The organism is Ignavibacterium sp. (assembly GCF_025998815.1).
Lineage (GTDB): Bacteria > Bacteroidota > Ignavibacteria > Ignavibacteriales > Ignavibacteriaceae > Ignavibacterium.
In genome coordinates this window covers 1,019,218-1,041,291 of record NZ_AP026678.1, presented here as the reverse complement: position 1 = coordinate 1,041,291, position 22,074 = coordinate 1,019,218, and the positions used below count along the sequence as shown (strand labels likewise).

Genomic DNA, 22,074 nt, shown 5'->3' with positions numbered 1-22,074 from the left:
AATAAAAAACACTTCCCAGCGTTAAAGGAAGTGTTTTAGGGGGTGCCATGAACAATAAAATTATTAAGCTTGTGCTGAAAGTCCTTCTCTTGTATAGTAATTTGAAGCGTGAGTGAATTCAAAACTTTCAACCGCTTCATCAAGTGTATCATAAGCATTGAAAATATTCAGTGTTCCTGATTTTTCCATCAATGCTCTCACAACTGATTTTGGTTTAACAAGTCTGATTTCACCACTGATCATTGATATTTTTTTAAGTGATAATACAAGCACACCTAAAAAGGTTGAATCAATGAATTCACATTGGCTTAAATCAACAATTAATTTTCTGAATTTCTTTTCAATATCATCATCAAGAATTTTTTTTAACTCACTTGCTTCTTTATAAGTTGCTCTTGTGAGGTTTACTTTCTCAATGATTATATCTTTGATTACCAGTTTTTCGAAATCTTCCATTTTGACCCTCGTTATTTCTTGAATCCCCTGTACATTAAAAATTTTACTTTCAAATAAATTTAAGTTCATATCTGTATCTCCAATAATTATTCCAATTGAATTATCGCATAATTAGAAATAATTTTTATGCCGTTTGGCTCACTTTGATAATTGATTTCTTTTTATTTACTAAATTGAACCAACAAAAAATGCGTTTTATGCCCGATTCAACATTAAAAGCTGCGATTTCATTGTCAAAAACCCATTATGAAAACTTTCCCGTAGCTTCTTTTCTGATTCCAAAAGGGAAAAGGCGTGATATAGCAATTGTTTATTGGTTTGCCAGAACAGCTGATGATTTGGCGGATGAAGGTCAAATATCTGCAAGTGAACGAATATCTGCATTAAATAACTTTGAAAAGAATTTCCAGGATGCTCTTAATAATAAATTTGTCAATGAAGAGTTTAGGATTTTGTCTGATGTTATTGTAAGAAATAAACTTAGTCCCGAGTATTTCACAGATCTGATTTCAGCTTTTAAGCAGGATGTGATAAAAAACAGATACAAGAATTTTGATGAAGTTATGGATTACTGCAAAAGATCTGCAAATCCCGTTGGCAGAATAGTCCTTGACATCTTTGATATAAGAGATGAAAAAGCTTATCTGTATTCTGATAAAATTTGTACTGCGCTACAATTGACCAATTTCTTTCAGGATGTGGAAATTGATTATGAGAAAGGCAGAATATATTTACCGCAGGAGGAAATGAATCATTTTAATGTTGATGAAAATATGTTTGAGATGAAAGAAAATAATCCTAATTTTTCAGCACTGTTGAAATACAATATAGAAAGAACAAAAAACCTTTTTTCCGAAGGCAAGAGATTGTTCCCATTTCTGAAGGGAAGACTAAAAGTTGAAATTAAATGGACAGTTGCTGGTGGGGAAAGAATTCTATCAAAGATTGAAAAAAATAAATATCAGATTTTTGGTAAAAGACTAAAGATTAACAAAAGAGATTTTATTACGATACTATTAAAAAGTATTTTTTATTAATGAACGATTCAGCAAAACAAATATCCAGGGAAAGCAAAAGCAGTTTTTACTATGCTTTTAATCTTTTGCCTGAAAAGCAAAGAGATGCAATGAATACTGTTTATGCTTTCTGCAGAAAAACTGATGATATAGTTGATGATATTTCCGTTCCTGATGATGTTAAATATGAAAAGTTAAGAAGATGGCGAATTGAGTTTGAAAAAGCTTTTGCAGGCAGAAGTGAATATCCTTTATTGAACAAGCTTGGCAAAACAATTTCAAACTTCAATATTCCGCTTGATCCATTTTTTGAACTGATTAAAGGAATGGAAATGGACTTGCAGAAAAATCGTTATAAGAATTTTGATGATTTGCTTGTTTATTGTTACCGTGTTGCTTCCACGGTCGGGCTTATGTGTATAGAAATATTTGGATATAAAAATCCTTCAACAAAAGATTTTGCTGTTAATCTTGGTATTGCTTTACAGTTGACTAATATCCTTCGTGATCTTGGTAAAGATGCCGAGCAGGGAAGAATCTATTTACCCCAGGAGGACTTAGAAAAATTTAATTACAGCGAAACTCAACTTTATCAAAAAATATCAGACGAAAATTTTAAGCAGTTAATGAAGTATGAAGTTGAGCGTGCGAAAAATTATTTTGAGAAAGCAACTCAGTCTCTTGACCTTGATGATAAAAAAACAATGTTTGCCGCAAGGGCTATGCAACATATCTATTACAGAATGCTCGAAAGAATAATCCAAACTGATTACGATGTTTTAAATAACGAAATAAAAGTTAAAAAAATAGAAAAAGTCGGAATTGCTTTAGGTGTTTGGGCAAAGTATCAGTTAGTTTATTGATGAAAAGAGTTTTAGTAATTGGTGGTGGATTAGCAGGACTTTCATCCGCAGTTTATCTTTCCCAAAATAAATTTCAGGTTACACTTCTTGAAGCATCTCCAAAAGCAGGCGGAAGAGTTTATTCTTTTGTAGATGAAACAACCAATACCGAAATTGATAATGGTCAGCATATCCTGATGGGTTGTTATGCCGATACGCTTAACTTTCTGCGATTAATTGATGCTTACAAGTATTTGAAAATCCAGAAAAATCTTGAAGTAAATTATTTGTCTCACAAAGGCAACTCATTTAAACTAAAAGCAGCCCAATTTCCTTTCCCGTTTAATTTACTTTATGCTTTATTTTCATTTAAGAGATTAAATGTTCGAGAAAAGTTCTTGCTGATAAAACTTTTCACAAAAATTAATTTTATTGATTCCGATAAACTTTCCGGATTAAGTGTCATTGAATGGTTGAAAAAAGAAAAACAATCGGATAACTCAATAAAGATTTTCTGGGAAATAATTTCAATTGGAGCATTAAATACATCAACCGAAAAAGCTTCAGCAAAAATTTTTTGTGATATTCTTAAAGAAATTTTCTGGAAAGACAATACATCTTCTTCAATTATCCTTCCTACTTTGCCTTTGACAAAAGTATTCTCTGAACCTTCAATTGAATTAATAAAGAAAAAGGGCGGGGAAGTAAGATTGTCAGAGAAAGTTATCGGAGTTGAGATTGAAGATGTGAAGATTAATAAAGTAATTACAGATAAGAATATTTATGAAGATTTTGATTTTGTAATTTCCGCTGTTCCTTATTTTGCGTTGGAAAAATTTATTGATAAAAAGTTTTTTGATAAGCAACCCGAATTTCATTACTCATCAATTTTGAATATCCATTTATGGCTAAAGCAAAATTTCCTCAGTGAAGATTTTTATGCTTTTATTGATTCGGAGTTACATTGGTTTTTTAACAAGAAAACTCATTGGAATATTGTAATCAGCAATGCAGATAAGTTTATGCAGATGAATAATGAAGAAATTTTTAATTTGGTTTTCACGGAGCTTAAAAAATTTATTGCAATTTCTGATGATGATATTCTTTTATACAAAATAATTAAGGAGAAAAGAGCTACATTTATTCCTGATGATTTTACTTTGAAACACAGACCTTCAACAGAAACAAAAGTTAAAAATCTTTTCATTGCAGGAGATTGGGTTGATACAAAACTTCCTGCTACAATTGAAAGTGCAGTAAGAAGCGGAAGAATTGCCGCGGAGAAGATTGTTTTCAATAATTAATGTTCACTTGTTTAACTGGAAGTTTTTATAAACTTAGCAAAAAAAGAGCGGATAATTTATCCGCTCTTTTGACTTTTGAATTATAAAAAAGTCCCTTCTCCTTTGGAGAAGGGATTTAGGGATGAGGTATTTATTTTATCACCATCATCTTCTTACTTGATGTAAACGAACCGGCAGTTAACTTATAAATATAAACTCCACTTGCAAGTTTGCTTGCATCAAACTCAACTTTATATCTTCCCGCTTCTCTGTACTCATCAACTAAGGTTGCTGCTTCGTTGCCTAATATATCGTAAACTTTTAATGTTGTATGACTGCCTACTGGTGACTGCCAACGGATTACTGTTGTAGGATTGAAAGGGTTCGGGTAGTTATCAAATAGTTTATATTCCGTTGGTATTTCTTTAGAACTCTCGGTGGTCATTGGTTTATTTATTCCTTTCAAGTACAAACTATCTGTCACATATCTTCCTGCTGTCTTTAGGATATATGCTCTGTTTCCTGTTGTTGTAGTTGTATTGAATGTCAGATCTATTCGCTCTGTTGGACTTAGCTCCCCGTAATTACCGTCTAAACTTATTAGTTTTCCTTTTATTTCTCCGTTTACTGAGTGCACTGCACTGCTTAACGAAAGAGTTTTGGTTTTTACTGTCTGTAGATTTATCACAAATGCAAAGTAATCCAGCTCAAGCGGTTTATTAACTTGCAACTCTATTACTCCTGATGGCAGATTAGTTATTCTCTTGCTTATTATACTTTTATTTGGTCGCAGGAAGAATTCTGTTATCGGAATTACCTCTGTTATTTGCTCTCCCTGTTCATTCGTTATTTCTTTTCTAAGATTCATCCGCAATGCACTTAACCTTTTCTGAGGTGGTGGTGGCTCTACTCCTCCAAGCACTACATCACCATCTGCTTCAACTCCTTCTGTAAACCGGGTGATTGTTATAACATCTCCAACATTTAGCTGAACTGTTACCGAGTCCATATTCCCAAGTGCGGAAGTTATATCTGTTTGACCATTGAGCATTATCCTCAGTGGTATTGTTGAACTGTAGTTTATTACCTGTCCTTGTTCATTTACAACTATATTCTCTCCCTGGTTTGCTGTTGCTTCAATCAGAGATATCTGATCAAACCAGCTATGCTCTGTCTGTGGCTCGTGAACTGTAAGTTTTATCTTATTATTTACGGGTGTTATCGGAGTATTGATAAGATAATAGTCTATTACATCTTTACCAGGGTTTCTTAGTGATGTAATAAGAAGAGGATTTTCATCGAAGAGCATTCCATTCTGTTCAAATGAAAGAGTTGGACAACCATTACAATCACTGAGTATAGGAGTATAACGCATAGTGCTTTCACCTACTGAATTGCTTACCGTACAACCAAAATCCCAGGTAGGTCCTTCAGCTCCAAGAGCAACTGCATCTGCGCTGCTGTAAGTAATTGTACATCTGTTTGAATTTGGACTAAAGTTGACTGTTACACCCGAAGGAGCATTATATGAAAACCAGTTATAAGTTAAATTACCATTACCTTGAGAAAGATTAACATAAACATATCCTGTTGTACCTTTACATATTGGATTGGGCGATTGTGTGAAGTTGGAGATCACCGGGGCTATCAATGGGGTAAATAGAAGTTCTTTAATTTTCCAATCGACCGAATAATTTCCGTAAGAAGAATTATAAAAAGGCAAAAAAGAGACTCTAAAAATGTATGTGCCTGCTGAAAATTGATTTGTTGGAATTAAAATTTGATTAATTTCACCACCAATATTAGTACTTGAGTTTTTAGTGTATAATACAGAACCATCCGCCATTTTAATTATTTCAAATTTATAATAACATTTATCAGTGAATTTACACTTTGCCCTATAATAACTTCCATTATCAGTAATTTCTAACTCGATGGCATCTGCACCAGGCAATATTCTTTTTGAACCTTTACTTTGTGTCCAAAGATCATTTACAAAATGTGTTAGTATTCCAAAATTTGGGTTTGTTAATAATGTATTACCTATTCTTTGGGTTGAATGAAACGGGAAGTCTGCAATTTTATAAGAGCAAATATATTCACCATAAAAACTAAATTTGTGTACTAAACCACTTTCATCTGTTACTAGAATGTTATAGCTTGCGTCCAGCGCAATATCTGTTGGATTATAAATGTATGGTAATTTGGAGATGTTGTAACATACGATTGTGGATGGGAGAATTTCACAAGAGATTATATAATTAGATCCTTTATCAATAAATTGAGTTGACCAATTTGAGGAGATCCTAGTTGGCCAATCAATATTGTATACCGTACCATTATAAATATAAGTAGTGTATTCCTTAATTAATATTCCTTCTCGTGAAAATTTTAGAATTGATTTTCTTAGTCTATCTGTAACCAAAATAAAATCATCTTGTGGATAGTCTGCTGTTTCATTACTCGAATAATCTAAATCTTCAGGATATCTTAATAATTGAACCGGAATATCTAAAAGCCCTTGATACATTAAAGAATTAGCATTTATATTATATATAAATTTATGAATTTGTTTGGTATATCTATCCAAAATAAAAACCTCCCCAAATTCATTAACATCAATTGCAACTGGGTCAAAAAATTTAACTTCATTTTGGGCACAGCTATAACATTTTATTTCATCACTACCTAACTTAGAGAAAAGTACTCTTTTCCATTTATCATCCAAATTAAAAATAGCATAATTTGTAGTATTGTTAGATTCAGTAGCATAAAGCGCAATATCTATTTTAGAATATAATCCGAACAATAGTTTTGTAGTATAATTTTGAGTAATATTTCCATTTATTTCCATAATTTCAGGGGAAAGATAATGAGCTTCTAAAATTCCGGTATTATAACTTATTATAGGTTCTATTACATTTATTGACTTTATCTTGCTTTTTGGAATAAACTTATTATTATATAGGTTTTTAACTTTTCCTTCTAGAGTACCAAGTTCGGTTATTTTCCATTGATTCCTATTTTTTTCTAAATAAATTGTATCTAAAATAAATTTATCAATTAAATTATTATTTCTGAATTTTATAATACAGATAACTCTTGCATTAGAAGATTCTTTTATAATATTAATAGGTTGGATATCTAACAAATCAAAAGGATTTTGAAAATGATTTTCTTCCATATGGTAATTATCATCTAAAATTTTATTTATCTTATCAATATCATCTTCAATGATTGCATTATTTAGTTCACTTATTGTGTGGTAAATAAAATCTTTATCATACTCCAACTTAATTAGCTTGCCGCTATTTATTTGAGAAATGATTGTGTTTGGCATAAAAAACACAGAAATTAAAAATATTATAATTGTTGTTTTCATTATACTCACCCTCTCAATAAAGTAAATGCCGGATTTGTTTTTTAGTATCTAAATTATCAGGCCAACTTCTCAATACTTCAAGAAGATAACAATCTGGTTGATTACGTTTCAAATTTTCGATTATTTCTTCGAGCAAAATCCTATTTTCAAGATGATTTCCCAAAAGGTTTAGGAATAAATATACAGCCTTTGAGCTGTTGGGATAGCTAATTATATATTGTTTGGTTAGTTTAAGTTTTAAAGTTGTTTCCAGATTCGGATAACTAAGAAGTTTTTTTAGAGCTCTCTCGCTATAAAAAGAGTTTTTATACTTTTCATAAAGCGATTTTGCTTCATCAAGTGGTGTTGATTTATTTGAGAGGTATATTAATTCATTCAACTGTGGCTTTACAGAATCCGGGGGTTCTAAAATTGTAAATCTTACTTTATTAGAAACTATTTTACGATCATTAATGATTTCAGTCAACCAATATTCATATGTACCAGAAGGGAATGGATTACCAATATATTCATCTGACATTAACCAGTCATGAGGATCTATTATTGATTTTTCAATACTAAAAGCAGGAATACCAGTTTGAGATCTTCGACTATAGTTTTCTCTTGAATTATAAAGTTTTCCGGTATTAAGGTTTAGTAAATGATGTTCGTATCCTCCGATATAAACAGACATAGCTGATTGATTGAAAACTGAACAAAGAATATTTATTGATTCACCTTGAAAAAATTCATTTTTAGATAACATCAGTTCAATTTTAATTGAATCGCTTCTGTAAATACTCTGTTCATTATTTAGCGCAAATAAGATATGTTTTAGTGGTGTTGTATTTTCACCATAAGGACTATATTGCCTTAAGCGCCAGGAGATATTCATACCTCGTTGTAGGTGACCTTCGCAAAACCCTCTCAGAGTTAATATTCGGTCTCCATCTCCTTGTGGTTCGCCGTCTGAATTGTAATCAAAGTAATTTAAGGAGCACATATTTCTATTATTTCCATTGTGCCAAGAGGTATGTACTTCATTTGTAATGTCAGCACACCATAAATGTCCTAATTCATGGATTGTTGTAGTCGAAATCTCCTCATCTTCCCAATTATTGGCTACTATGTCTCTTATTCTTTGAACAAAGATAAATGAAATCGGAGATAGTATTCTATCTCCATTGAAATATATTCGTCTAGTGTAACCGAATATGTAATTTAACGGTTGTGCATTTATCGGATTATAGTTCTGAACAAAAAATAGTAATCCTTCATTTGGATGCTCATTCCAAAAACTCATCAACGCCTGATCAATTGGAATTTCACCATAAATGCGGCTAAAAGCATAAATAACCCCAGGATCTTCATTTATTGGCAGGATATTAGAAAAATCGTAATTAAAAGTTTGGTTGGGAAGATTATTATTAACGTTAATTATATTATTACCATTGTAACCAAAGTAAACATTCATTTCCCCAAATGCTCTTACTATATCATTTCTTACATTATCCAAAGCATTGTAGTTTTGTTGTTGATAAACTCTAAGTCCCCAGTCTCTTGAATAAAGATCCCCGCTTACCTGTAAACTTATGCTTTTATTGGCATAAGAAATCAAATTAGTGCCGGATAAATTCCCAACATTCAGATTAACATTATGATTCCCTACTGATGGTTGAAGTAAAAATTGGACGCTATAGAAATTTTCCCCATTAATGGTTTGGATTTGAGAATCATTAATGTTATTTACAATTCTTTCTGTGGGCCAATCTGAATTACTCTCAAGCCATACAACATTATAATTGTTTTGATTTTGTGTGGGCAATTTTCCACCAATGTAAATAGCCCTTCTTTCTTCACCAACAAAAAAAAATGTATCGTACTCTGTGTCAATAACATCCTCAGATAGTTCTGATAAATTGCCATTTTGCGTAATTAAATACAAGTTTTCATCAGAATTTTGATTGGCACTTCCATCCGGGATAGAGCTGCTCTGACTACAACCTTTTAAAAAAATAAAGATTAATATTATTAATAAATGATTTATGTTTTTCATAATTATGTTCCCTTTGATTTTATTAAAAATAGAAAAATTATTTTTAAGTAAAAACTATAACAGTTTAAACAAATCCAGAGGTGTAAAAAGTGATTGAAATGTATATTGATAATTTGTTAACCATCAATTGATTGGGGGGGGGGTAATTGTTTCCGTCACTAAAATATTATTTTGCCACAGATAACTACTGAATATAAAATAGACAAAACAGAGTTTTATTCTGTGCTTTATTATTACGTCAAAAATGGTAATTAACTGCATAGTAAGCTCCTCTTAACTATAAATATATCAACTTTTATTCCTTATAAAATTCTTTAATTAAAAAATGAAAATGAAGAGTGAGGAATTCTATTAGTCAAGTTTACAAGTAAAAACTAAAGCGGTGTAAAAAATTTTGACGACGGGAAAGAGGTATAATGGAATAAGGTATAAGGGAGTAAGGTAAAAATACGGAATTACAATCTTAACACAATGCAGCCTGAAGGTTGCGGCTAAATTAAAAAAAACAGATTGCTTAGAATATTATCGATAACTTTAGAGCAACCCAAATTCTGCTTAATTTAATTTTTTAAATAAATTACTCGTAATTAGTTAGTGGTAATAACCTCCGAGGTCTTTTAAGACCTCGGAGGTTTTATTTTCTTTCTCTACAAACCTTCTTCACTTAAAAGATAAACCATCACAGCCATTGCAGCAGTGCCTAATTCAAATTCTCTCGGATGAACTTCTTCAAAAACATCATTGGCTGAATGATGTAAATCCATATACCTTTGATCATCTGGAACAAAGCCAAGTAATGCTTTTGCATTTTTAATCTTGCTGACATCAACTCCACTGCCGCCTTTTTTAATCCACTCAATTGAAGCTTTTTCAAATACAGGCAACCATCTCGAAATTTTATCTATAGTTAAAGAATCACTATCAACATAAAATCCGACGGGAGTGAATGCACCTCTGTCAGCTTCAATGGCAGCAATATGTTTTTCTGATGAAGATAAAGCAAATTTTCCATACTCAATTCCGCCACGAGAACCATTCTCTTCATTTATGAATAAAACGCATCTGATAGTTCTTTTTGGTTTTATATGAAGTCGTTTGAATAAATCCAGTACTTCCATAGATTGGATGCATCCGGCGCCGTCGTCGTGAGCACCGCATCCAACATCCCAGCTGTCGAAATGTCCTCCGACAACTATTACTTCATCAGGCAATTGCGTTCCTTTAATTTCACCAATCACATTGAATGACGGTGCATCTTCAAATGTTCTGCAATTCAATCGGAGTTTTAACAAAAGCTCAGGATTTATTTTTAATTGTTCACTTAAAAAATCAGAATCAAGATAACCAATTGCAGCGGCAGGAATTCTGGGTAAACTATCAGCGTAAAGCATAACGCCTGTGTGAGGAACATTATCATATTTCGTTGTAACTGATCTTATTACAACCCCAACAGCTCCATACTTAGCGGCTTCGATAGCACCATAAACTCTCTGGTCAACAGCAGAACCATAACCGGAAAAAGTATTTATCAATCCCTGATCAATTGGTCTGCTGAAAAAAACAATTTTGCCTTTAACATCCGATGATTTTTGTTTCAGTTCATCAAAAGATTTTACTTCAATAACATTTGCTGTAATTCCATTTTTATCAGTGGAAATACTCCCTCCGAGAGCAAGGATATTTAACTCTCTTACAAAATTATTTCCATTGTAAACAGCACAGAATTCTTTTTCACCTCTTTCCCAATGAGGAACCATAACCGGCTGAAGCCACACTGAGTCGAAACCAAGTTGTTTCATTTTATTTTCGGCCCAGAAGATTGCTTTTAATGAATTCTCTGAACCGCTGAGTCTTGGTCCGATTTCACAAAGTTCTTTCAACCAATCATAACCTTTCCGATCTCTCAAAGCTGTTTTGGTGAGAGTGTCTGCAACAGAAATATAATTGTTGATCTTTTCGTTCTGAGCAAATGACAATACTGTTGAAAGAAAAAACAGGGAAATGAGTAGTGAGAATTTTAACATTTCTATTCCAAAATTTTTCAGCAAAATTAGTTAAGGTAGTGTTAATTCAAAATCAGAATAAATTCTTATCTTACTTGTAAGGAAAAAATATTTTATGAATTCAAAAGCCAGATATTATATAGATAAACTGGAATTGCAGAAACATCCTGAAGGAGGTTTTTATTGCGAAATTTATCGTGCCGGCGAAATGTTTTTTACTGAAACTATTCCCGCAAAGAAGTTAAATAAAAAAAATATATCTACTTCGATTTACTTTTTATTGACCGGAAGAGATAAATCTTTGTTCCACAGATTAAAGTCAGACGAGATATGGCATTTTTATGATGGATGTGATGTTAAATTATATGTAATTGATCAAAATGGTAAATTGACTGAACATCTTTTTGGAAAGGGAAGTGAAATTTTTCAGCTTGTGATTCCAAAGAATAATTGGTTTGCTGCAGAACTTACTGACAAAAATTCATTTGCTCTGATTGGATGCACTGTTGCACCAGGATTTGATTTTAAGGATTTTGAACTTGCAGACAGAAAAAATTTAATAACTAAATTTCCTGAACATGCAAAGCTGATTAAAAAGTTTACTAAACTTTAAACAGCAGCTAAAATTTTGACCTAAAAAATTTTATGAGAACTTTTATGTTTTGTATGTGTAAAAAGTACTTTCTTGAAAATATCTATGACTTTCGCTTATTTTTTCAAACAAAAAAAGGAGTCATATCGAAAAATACCTCTACTGTATTGTTTAATATTCTGTTAGGTGTTCCTCATTAAACGCGCGTTAAAAAATTCCGTGAAAGATTTCATCCGGATTATTCTCGGTTCAGCGTTACTTTTTTATGCCGGGATAAATCTGGGGTTTAATTCATCTGAAAAATCTCAGATGAATAAGGATATTTGGAGAGATATTTGTTTCAATCTGATTACTCTCCAGCAACAATCTGAAATACAGAATTCATCAAATGATGAATTAGTTCCGCCAATTACATCCGGGAATAATGAATTAAAAATTCCTTTCTACAATACACCACCAGATACTGGTTTGGAGAATAAAACAGATTCAACCTTTATAAATGGCGATTCTCTAATTACGAAAACTGATTCTGTTAAATCGGCTTTAGATACTGTAAAAATAATTATTAATAAAGACTCGTTGAGATTGTATCAGTGGTCTCAGGATTCTACTGCGCGATTAGAACACTTCAGATATTTTCGTGAAGATGTTCCTTATGTTCGCTTAAAACAAAAACGTCTTTCTAAGTTTTTTGTCGAACCTTCACCAACTTTTAAACAAAGAAAAATTACAATTGATTCGACAGGGAAGTATGTTGAAATAAGAGAACTTATCGCCGGTAAGGATTCAAAAATATTACTGAGAATGCCGATTGAAGAATATATTCAGGAAAGGTTGAAAGTTGAAGAGCGAAAGAAATGGGAAGATTTAGGTTATGCTTACGAACTTAAATCAGGTAAAGTTGGTCTTCAGGAATTAATGAAGAGCATTACTGACTTTGAAATTCCTTTACCAAAAGTTGGTGTATTAAGTATTTTTGGTGAACCTAAAATAAGTTTGAAAATTGGTGGTGCTGTTCAGATTCATGGTGCCTGGAGAAATGAAACAACAGAAGGTGTTACTGCTTCAAGATTAGGCAATACAAGAAACGAACCTGACTTTAAACAGCAGGTTCAGATAAATGTGAATGGAACTATCGGAGATAAGTTAAACATTAGTGCTGACTGGAATACTGAAAGAACATTTGAATATGAAAATCAGCTTAAGATAAAATATACTGGTTATGAAGATGAAATAATTCAAAGCATAGAAGCAGGAAATGTTTCACTTCAGACTTCGCCACTTGTTGGTGGTAGTGAAGCTCTATTCGGAATCAAAGCACTTTTCAAAATGGGACCTTTTACACTTACTACGATTGCTAGTCAGAAGAAAGGTGAAACAAAAGAAGTTGAGGTCTCAGGTGGAACAACTGCTAGCGAATTCCAGAAACGGGCTTATGATTATTCAACAAATCACTATTTTGTTGATACAGTTTACGCTGACCCTACATTAAATATTTTTAATAACTATTATGGAAATCCGACTCCGCAAGTAAATAATCAGTATCTGATAACTGAAATACAGGTTTGGAAATCTATATCTACAATTACAACTGATAAGTCCCGTGAACGTGAAGCAAATGCATTTATTTCATTGCCGCCAATAAGCAGGAATCAACAATATCCTGATTCATACAGACAACCTCTTGACAATCCTGTTTCCGGAATTGAAGAAGCAGGAAGATTTCTATTACTTCAGGAAGGAATTGATTACACACTTCATGCTGAAACAGGATTTATAACCTTTAAAACTGCCATCAATGAAAATGATGCTATCGCTGTTTCTTATGGAAGAGAAAACGGACCGGGAACAGCTGATGATGAATATTTTGGAGAATGGCTTGCGCCCGGTGATACTAACACTACCAAAAGATTAGTTCTAAAACTTGTTAAGCCAAAAAATCTTCAGCCACTTTATCAAACAGCGTGGAAATTGCAACTTAAAAACATTTATCCGATTGGGGTAAGAAATATTAAAGAAGAAGGATTTGAATTTGATATTAAATACGAAATTGAAGGTGGCGAACCTGTAAGAGAATTAAATGGTAAAAGATTGTTGAATGCATTTGGACTTGATTTACTTGATGCAAGTAAACAGCCAAATCCAGATAATATTTTCGACTTCAGACCAAACATTACTGTCTTTCCTGAAACAGGCGAAATAATTTTCCCCACCTTAGAGCCATTCGGAAGAAATATTCCATCTGAATTAAGTCAATACACTTATCAGGATATTTATGATACAACTAAAACCTTTGCACAGCAGAAGAAAGAAAAAGACAAATGGCTTCTTGTTGGTAAAAGCACAGGTACTGCATCAGCAACATATCAGCTCGGATTTAATGTTGTTGAAAATTCGGTTAAAGTTTTGCTCGATGGAAGACCTTTGAAAGAGGGCGTTGATTATCGTGTAGATTACAACAGTGGTCAGTTAACTATTACAAATAGTGCTGCTCTTGTGCCGGGCGCCAACCTAAGAATCACTTTTGAACAGAATGATTTATTCCAGCTTGCATCAAAAACATTGTTGGGTGCTCGTGGTATTTATGAGTTCTCAAAGAAAACAAATCTTGGATTCTCAGTTCTCAATCTTAATCAACAAACATTAAGTGATAAAGTAAGAATTGGTGAAGAACCATTAAGCAATACAATTTATGGAGTTGATTTTAATACTTCAGCTGATTTGCCATTTGTTACAAAAGCAATTGATAAAGTTATTTCTACAAGAGAAATGTCTTCATTTAATTTCAGCGGTGAATTTGCTTATATGAGTCCTGATCCGAATACAAAGAAAAGTACAATCTCATCAGATCAGGGGAAAAGTATTGCTTACATTGATGATTTTGAAGGAGCTAAAAGATTAATTCCTGTTGGAGTTTCATATACTTCCTGGAAAGATTTAAGTGCGCCTGATTCATTAGCTAATCTTCCGGGAACTTCACGACGGGAAAAAATGCCATACAAAGGTAAAGCATTCTGGTTCAATGAAACACCATCACCATTTACTGTACAGCAAATTTATGGGGAAAGAAAGCAGGTTGCACGTTCTGATCAACAAGTAACAGTTCTTGATTATGTTTTCTTACCAGACACGCCGGGAACTTATAACTGGGAACCAAACCTGAGCGATCCTCAGAAAGTCTGGGGTGGAAATATGAAAGTGCTTTCTTCAACAGCAAATAATTTAATTGAAGAGAATGTAGAGTTTATTGAATTCTGGGCACAGATTGTTGATGCTGAACCTGGTGCAAAACTTTACCTTGATTTAGGTAAAATAAGTGAAGATGTAATTCCAAATAATATTCTTGATACCGAAGACAAAGACAGAAATGATGCAATTGATGTTGAGGGTAAAGAAGACACGGGACTTGATGGATTATTCGACGCTGCTGAAAGAACAACATATAACAGTACAAAATCTGATCCTTCCGGAGATAATTTCTTTTTCCAGCGAGGAAGTACGCCTTATCCTTATGATTATTTCAATATTAATGGAACTGAAGGTAACGCTGTATTAACCGACATTGGTCGTTTACCTGATACTGAAGACCTTAACAGAAACGGAACTCTGGATAACGCAACAGCATTCTTCAGATACGAAATTCCGCTCGATACTGTTCCGCAGAACAATCCATTTATTGCTGGTGGAGGTTTAACCGAATTTAACTGGTATTTATTCAGAATACCTTTGCAGGAATATAAGAATGCAATAGGACAGGCAAGTTTTTCAAATGTTGAATTCATTAGAATGTTCACTACAGGAGTAAATAATAAAGTTCATTTCAGGATTGCGGAATTTAATCTTGTTGGAAGTCAATGGCAGAAACTTGTAAAGAATGATAGCGTCTTGTCAATTTCTGTTGTAAGTATTGAGGAAAATCCGGAATATAAAAGTCCTCCAGGTGTATTTCAGGAAAGAGACAGAACAAGACCTGATGAAAATATTCTAAGAAATGAACAATCATTAAGTTTAGTTCTTAACGGACTGCCTGATGGTCAATCAAGAGAAGCCGTAAAATATTTGTTCAGACCTTTGGATGTTTTTAATTACAAACAAATGAAATTGTTTATTCACGGAGATTTGAATGATGTTCCCGGCTCGATTTCATACAGCGATACACTTGGTGGACAACGACAATACTCTACGGAAGTATATTTCCGTTTTGGTGGTGATACTAACAACTATTATGAATATCGTCAACCAGTACTGCCCGATTGGAATGAAATCACAATTGATTTTGATAAAATTACTGCAATAAAGCAGACAACCAGAGATTCATTAAATCAGATTATTAAAATTCCGGTTGAAGGAAGACCGGGACATTATTATGTCTTCAAAGGTAATCCGACACTGACATCAATTAAATTTTTATCTGTTGGCGTATTTAATATTGATAATAGTTTTAACCAGGGACCGTTATCAGGACAAGTTTGGGTGAATGAACTTCGTGTAGTTGGTGCTGATGATTCACCTGGGTGGGCTTATAGTATTAATAGTTCTCTGAAACTTGCTGATTTGATGACTGTTAATTTTACTTATAGTAAAAAGGATCCATACTTCCATCGTTTATCTGAAAGGTTCGGTTCAAGAGTAGATAATACAAACTGGTCGGTTTCAACTGATTTAAATGTTTTGAAACTACTACCAATAAATTTACCTGAAAGTAGCCTTCGTATTAATTATTCACACACAGAGCAGAAAGGTAAACCGCTATATTTGCCGGGAACTGATGTTAAAGTTGATGAAGCTGTTCAGAGGCAGCAGACTATTTATGATTTGGATACAACAGGCAGAGTTAAAACTCCTCAACAAATAAGAGAAGAAACTGAAACTGAATCAATTTCTGATACCTGGTCAGCTTCGAATATTAAAATTAAAATTCCTTCTTCCTGGTGGTTAATCAGAGATACATTTAATGCACTCACATTTGGATTTAACTATAACAAAACTTTCAGCAGGAATCCTACAATAGAAAAATCTACTGCTTGGGTCTGGAATGCAAATATGACTTACGGTTTGAACTTAAGTCCTGATTATAATATCGTTATCGCAGATATTCCTATACTTGGTTCGTTCATTCAGCTATTTAAAGATTATGCAAATCTTAAGATTTATTTTCTTCCACAAAACATTAGTCTTAATGTAACTGCAAAGCGAAACAGAAATGCAAGTAAGAGCAGACCCACATATAATCCACAGACTGGTCAGTTTACTGAACCAGATGAAGTGGTCTCAAGAGATTTCTCTACGACAAGAGGAATGACATTTAACTGGAAAGTTACTGAAGGAGGATTTTTAAATCTTACAACAAGTTACAATGTCAACATTACTTCAACACTTGCAAATCTCGAGACTGATATATACGGAAGAGAAAGAACAGAAAGTGAAATATGGTCCGACATCATTGGAGGAAAATTCTTTGGTAAGGATTTCAGATATCAGCAGTCTATAGATTTCAGAACAGCACCAAAACTTCCTTCTCTTTTCGATCTGAATAAATTTTTCACAATCACCGCTGGTTATACTGCCGGATACCAATGGAATTATGATTTACGACAGGAAGAATTAGGTAGAAGTGCGGGTTATAATAATAAGTCGAATGTTGGATTAACTTTAAGATTGAAAGCACTTTTTGCTCCTTTGTTCGCTGAAGAACCTGAACAAAAACAAAATGTAACACAGAGACAAATAAATCAGGAAAAACAAATTCTTAATCGTCAGGATATTCAGAATGAAGACAGTCTTCTTGTAAATAAAACGGATTCGCCTGATTCACTTAGTGCTGAGGATTTGAATAAACCATCAGCAATTTCAAAGGCTTTAGGATTTCTGAAAACAGTTGCAAAAAATATATTCTTTGATTATGAAACAATCTCAATTAGCTTTTCGAATGATAATCAACTATCCAAATCAGGATTAAAATCAATGGGAACCGGTTTTTCAAACTTTTGGGGATTGTTTTACAATGAGGATGCTGGTCCTACCCGTGGATTTATGTTAGGACTTTCTGGTGATGTTGGCAAACGTGTAACTGCAGCTAGAACGAATCTTAGCGATAACTTCTCACAGAAAAATAATCTTGATTTCAAAACATCCAGACCACTTTGGGAAGGTGCTAAAATTGATATCAACTGGAAAGTTGGCTGGTCATTGAATAAAGTCACTACACTTTCAGTTGATGATAATGGAAACTTATTTGTTCAGGGAATAACTTCTTCCGGAACATTAACAAGATCATTTGTTACATTCCCACCAGTCTTGTTATTGTCCGTTGCAAACAGCGGTATAAAAAAGGTTCACGAACTTTATAATCCTCAATCCGGTGATGCTGCTTCAAGTTTATCAAATGCGTTTCAGGAAGGATTTGAAAGTTTCCCATTTCTTTCAAAGCTTCCGTTCTTAAGCAAAGTAACAAAGTATATTCCAAGACCAAACTGGAGAATAACCTGGGATGGTTTAGAAAACTTTTTAATTTTCAAATCCATAGCTAAACGTGTTTCACTTGAGCACGGTTACACAGCAAACTATACTGAAGGATGGAAATTAAGTCGTGATGGGAAAGAGGAAATTCAGACACAAAAAATTGATTATGGATTTTCACCTTTAGCAGGATTGAATTTAACTTTTGGTCAGTTATGGGAAGGAAATCTTTCCGGTAGCTTAAAATATGGTACTCGAACCAGTTATGATCTCGGAATAACAACGACGAATATTAATGAAACTTTTTCACGGGACATAGGATTCACACTTCAATATTCTAAAAGTGGATTTGAAATCCCATTGTTTGGTGTATCATTAAAGAACGATGTTGAATTTAGTCTTGCTTATAATCAATCAAAGAATTCTGTAGTAAGATATGAAATGAATAACTTTACCGAAGAAGGAATTCCGCAGGATGGAACAACAAGAGTAACTATTGAACCAAGAATCAAATACACAATAAGTTCAAAAGTTACGCTTTCAATTTTTTATAAACGCTCATCAGTTTCTCCTGAAGGCGCTTCGAGAATTCCGCCAACAACAACAAATGAAGCCGGAATTGATGTTAACATTACAATAAACTGAGGAAAGATGGATAAGAAAAAAATTCTATGGGTTGACGACGAAATTGATTTGCTGAGATCTCATATTATTTTCCTCTCCGAAAAGGGATATGAGGTTGATACTGCAACTAATGGTGAAGATGCTTTGTCGATGGTAAGAGAAAAAGCTTACGATCTTATTTTTCTTGATGAGATGATGGCTGGAATGGGTGGTTTGGAAACTCTCAGCAAGATAAAAGAAATTAATTCTGCTTTACCTGTTGTGATGATTACAAAATCAGAAGAAGAATCTTTAATGAATGAAGCAATAGGGGGAAAAATATCCGATTATCTTACCAAGCCGGTTAACCCAAGTCAGGTATTGCTTGTGTGCAAAAAAATTCTTGAGTCGAAAAAAATCGTTGGACAATATGCTGCAAAAGACTATCTGAATGATTTCAATCTGATTTCTCAAAAACTTCTCGGCGGATTGGAATACGATGAATGGATTGATATTTATCTAAAACTTGTTAACTGGTCAATTGAACTCGATAAGCACCCTGAACTTGGACTTAAAGAAACCTTGTCAGACTTATACAGAGAAGCCAACAAAGAGTTTTCAAAATTTGTAGAAAGAAATTATCCTGAATGGTTGCAATCCTTGGGTAAACCTGATGTCCCGACTTTAAGTCCTGAAATTCCTGAAAAATATCTATTCAAAAATTTACGGGATGAAAATACTTCAGTCTTTTATATTGTGATAGATTGCCTTCGGATGGATCAGTGGCTTATAATGGAGCAACATTTATCAGAGTACTTCAAAATTGAAAAGGATTTCTATTACTCGATTCTTCCGACAGCAACACCATATTCCCGCAATGCATTATTCAGCGGATTATTTCCTGCAGATATTGAAAAATATTATCCTGATTTATGGATGAGCGGAAGTGAAGATGAAAACAGTATGAATAAATATGAGAAAGATTTATTCAAATTACTTTTGGACAGAAAAAGAATTAAGCTCAAAAATGAGTTTAAGTATATTAAGATAATTGATCCCGAAGTGGGAAGAAATTTTGAACAAAATATTTATTCATACAAGAACAATCAACTAACAGCTGTTGTGGTTAACTTTCTGGATATGATTGCTCACGGAAGATCGGATTCAGACATATTAAAAGAAATTGCACCTGATGAAGCAGCTTATCGCTCTTTAACTAATAGTTGGTTTACACATTCATCTCTTTTTGCATCATTCAAAGCATTGGCTAAAATGGATAAGGTTAAATTAATTGTTACAACTGACCATGGAAGCATTCGCTGTTTGCGAGGTGCTAAAGTTTTGGGTGACAGAGAAGCATCAACAAATTTAAGATTTAAGTACGGACGAAATTTAAAAGCAGATAACAAGAATGCAGTCTTTGTGAAAAATGCTTCTGATTACAAATTACCAAAACGCGGAGTAACAATAAATTACATCATAGCAAAAGAAGATTATTATTTCGTTTATCCAACTGATTATCACAAATATTTATCTTATTACAAGGATACTTTTCAGCACGGGGGAATTTCTATGGAGGAAATGATTTTACCTGTAATTACTATGGAGCCAAAGTAAAATGGATTTTCCTTGTGAGCGAATCAGCAATTCTGAAGAAGAGACCAGGCAACTTGCTCTGGAATTTCTAACAGAACTTAAATCGGGTGATGTTGTAGTTTTGAATGGTGAGCTTGGAACAGGTAAAACATTTTTCATAAAAAAAATTACTGAAGCATTAGGAATTCATAACGCAAACAGTCCAACATTCGCACTCGTTAATGAATATGAAGGGGATTTAAGAATTTATCACTTCGATTTTTACAGAATTAATAAAGAAGCTGAGTTACACGATATTGGGCTGGAAGATTATCTTGCTGATAATGAAGCAATTACATTCATCGAATGGGGTGAATTGTTTCAAAATGTATTACCGAAAAAAAGATTTGAAATAAAAATTGAAGCAACAGGAAATGAACAAAGAAAATTCAGATTCTTCAAGTTCAGTTGATATTCTGCCATTACTTTCAATTGAAACATCAGAAAAATTATGTGGTGTTTCCTTTCTTTTGAACGAAACTGAGTATTACTCGGCCAAGATTTTTCTGCCTCATTCACATTCCGAAAAATTATTTGAGCTTATTGAAACGCTCAGAGATAATTCAAGCATCAAACTAAATGAAATTAAATCAGTCGCTGTATCTGCAGGACCAGGTTCGTTTACCGGACTTCGAATCGGAATGGCTGCGGCAAAAGGGATTGCAGCAGGAATAAAAATTCCAATTATTCCTGTTCCCACTTTCGAAGCACTTGCATTTCATCTTTCACAAATTCTTCCTGATGGACAGAGGTTCATTATTGCGAATAAAGCAAACCGTGATGAGGCATACTTTGCAAAGTTTCATGTTAAAAACAATAATTATATATTTGAAGAGGAATTAAAAATATTACCAATTACTGATGTCAAAATAAATGATGGTGAATTGTTATTTGGTAATATTTCTTCTAACCCGAATAAAATAATTTCACCCGAACCTGAAGTAATTGGTTTGTGGGCTTTAAAATTCGGAAAGACAAAAATTATCAATGACTTTGATTTCCTTGAACCAAATTACATTAAAGATTTTATTGTGAAGGAGGTTAAGAAAAATGGTTAAAAAAATATTTTCTTTGACTCTTATTCTATCCATTAGTGTATTTGCACAACTTGTTGGACCAAAAGCCAGTGCACAAATAACCGAATATAATTTTGGCGATATAAAACAAGGTGATGTCGTTTCTTACGATTTCAAAATAATGAACAATGGTGGAGATGTTTTAAAGATAATTGATGTTCGTGCTTCCTGTGGATGCACTGCTGCTCAACCCGATAAAAAAGAATTAAAGCCGGGTGAAACAACAACGATCAAAGTTACATTCAACTCTAAAGGGAGAAAAGGTGCACAAATCAAGACTGTTAGAGTAATTACAAATGATCCTGAGAAAAGCGATATAAACTTTGTAATCCGTTGCAATATTCTGGTGGATGAAAATAAAGATAAACCTTCCGGAGCCCTTTTATATTTACCTGAAAGTCAGTTTAACTTTGGGCAGGTTAAAGAAGGTACAACAGTGTCCCATACTTTTGAATTAGTTAACAAAGGTACCGATATCCTAAATATAAAAGATGTAAGAACCTCATGTGGATGTACTGCTGCACTTGTTAGCAGTTCAGAATTAAAACCAGGTGAGAAGGGAACTTTGAAAGTTGACCTTGATACAAAAGGAAGACAAGGCAAGATGAGCAGAACAATTTCAATTATGTCGAATGATAGCGAGCAATCTACAAAAGTAATAACAATTTATGCAGAGGTTCTAAAAAACTAAT

The 22,074-nt window shown here is 33.2% G+C and carries 13 protein-coding genes; 9 read left to right on the top strand and 4 right to left on the bottom strand.

What is annotated here, in order from left to right; genetic code table 11:
• Positions 1-63: 63 nt before the first annotated feature.
• Complete coding sequence (locus tag Q0X14_RS04400) at positions 64-456, bottom strand: STAS domain-containing protein (RefSeq protein ID WP_297842967.1); 393 nt, start codon at positions 454-456, stop codon at positions 64-66.
• Positions 457-653: 197 nt separating this feature from the next.
• On the opposite strand from Q0X14_RS04400, the gene hpnC reads away from it, so the two are divergent.
• The 3 genes from hpnC to hpnE are packed head-to-tail and all read left to right on the top strand — an operon-like array spanning position 654 to position 3,618.
• Positions 654-1,493, top strand: a complete 840-nt coding sequence (gene hpnC, locus Q0X14_RS04395) for a squalene synthase HpnC (protein WP_297842964.1) — start codon at positions 654-656, stop codon at positions 1,491-1,493.
• Entirely contained in the window at positions 1,493-2,335 is an 843-nt protein-coding gene (hpnD, locus tag Q0X14_RS04390; RefSeq protein ID WP_297842961.1) for a presqualene diphosphate synthase HpnD, read from the top strand. The genes hpnC and hpnD overlap by 1 nt, the downstream gene beginning before the upstream one ends.
• A complete protein-coding gene (gene hpnE / locus Q0X14_RS04385; RefSeq protein WP_297842956.1) occupies positions 2,335-3,618 on the top strand; it encodes a hydroxysqualene dehydroxylase HpnE in 1,284 nt (427 codons plus the stop codon). Before hpnD ends, hpnE begins: the two co-directional genes overlap by 1 nt.
• A gap of 130 nt (positions 3,619-3,748) precedes the next feature.
• Here the strand turns inward: hpnE and Q0X14_RS04380 are convergent, their stop codons facing one another.
• From Q0X14_RS04380 to Q0X14_RS04370, 3 genes are all read right to left on the bottom strand, one after another.
• Positions 3,749-6,979 (bottom strand): T9SS type A sorting domain-containing protein, encoded by a 3,231-nt coding sequence (locus Q0X14_RS04380; protein WP_297842953.1) that lies wholly within the window; start codon positions 6,977-6,979, stop codon positions 3,749-3,751.
• 13 nt (positions 6,980-6,992) lie between these two features.
• Complete coding sequence (locus tag Q0X14_RS04375) at positions 6,993-9,014, bottom strand: hypothetical protein (protein WP_297842950.1); 2,022 nt, start codon at positions 9,012-9,014, stop codon at positions 6,993-6,995.
• Between the two features lie 647 nt (positions 9,015-9,661).
• Entirely contained in the window at positions 9,662-11,038 is a 1,377-nt protein-coding gene (locus Q0X14_RS04370) for a M20/M25/M40 family metallo-hydrolase (protein WP_297842947.1), read from the bottom strand.
• 94 nt (positions 11,039-11,132) lie between these two features.
• On the opposite strand from Q0X14_RS04370, the gene Q0X14_RS04365 reads away from it, so the two are divergent.
• From Q0X14_RS04365 to Q0X14_RS04340, 6 genes are all read left to right on the top strand, one after another.
• The gene (locus Q0X14_RS04365) at positions 11,133-11,630 is read left to right on the top strand and encodes a cupin domain-containing protein (RefSeq protein ID WP_297842944.1); all 498 of its coding nucleotides are present in this window, start codon (positions 11,133-11,135) and stop codon (positions 11,628-11,630) included.
• Positions 11,631-11,918: 288 nt separating this feature from the next.
• The gene (sprA, locus tag Q0X14_RS04360; RefSeq protein ID WP_297842941.1) at positions 11,919-18,713 is read left to right on the top strand and encodes a cell surface protein SprA; all 6,795 of its coding nucleotides are present in this window, start codon (positions 11,919-11,921) and stop codon (positions 18,711-18,713) included.
• 6 nt (positions 18,714-18,719) lie between these two features.
• Positions 18,720-20,288: a bifunctional response regulator/alkaline phosphatase family protein gene (locus tag Q0X14_RS04355; RefSeq protein ID WP_297842938.1), complete on the top strand. Its 1,569-nt coding sequence runs from the start codon at positions 18,720-18,722 to the stop codon at positions 20,286-20,288.
• A 1-nt stretch (position 20,289) separates the two neighbouring features.
• Entirely contained in the window at positions 20,290-20,718 is a 429-nt protein-coding gene (gene tsaE, locus Q0X14_RS04350) for a tRNA (adenosine(37)-N6)-threonylcarbamoyltransferase complex ATPase subunit type 1 TsaE (protein ID WP_297842935.1), read from the top strand.
• The gene (tsaB, locus tag Q0X14_RS04345; RefSeq protein WP_297842932.1) at positions 20,681-21,364 is read left to right on the top strand and encodes a tRNA (adenosine(37)-N6)-threonylcarbamoyltransferase complex dimerization subunit type 1 TsaB; all 684 of its coding nucleotides are present in this window, start codon (positions 20,681-20,683) and stop codon (positions 21,362-21,364) included. The genes tsaE and tsaB overlap by 38 nt, the downstream gene beginning before the upstream one ends.
• A complete protein-coding gene (locus tag Q0X14_RS04340) occupies positions 21,357-22,073 on the top strand; it encodes a DUF1573 domain-containing protein (RefSeq protein ID WP_297842929.1) in 717 nt (238 codons plus the stop codon). Before tsaB ends, Q0X14_RS04340 begins: the two co-directional genes overlap by 8 nt.
• Position 22,074: the final 1 nt, after the last annotated feature.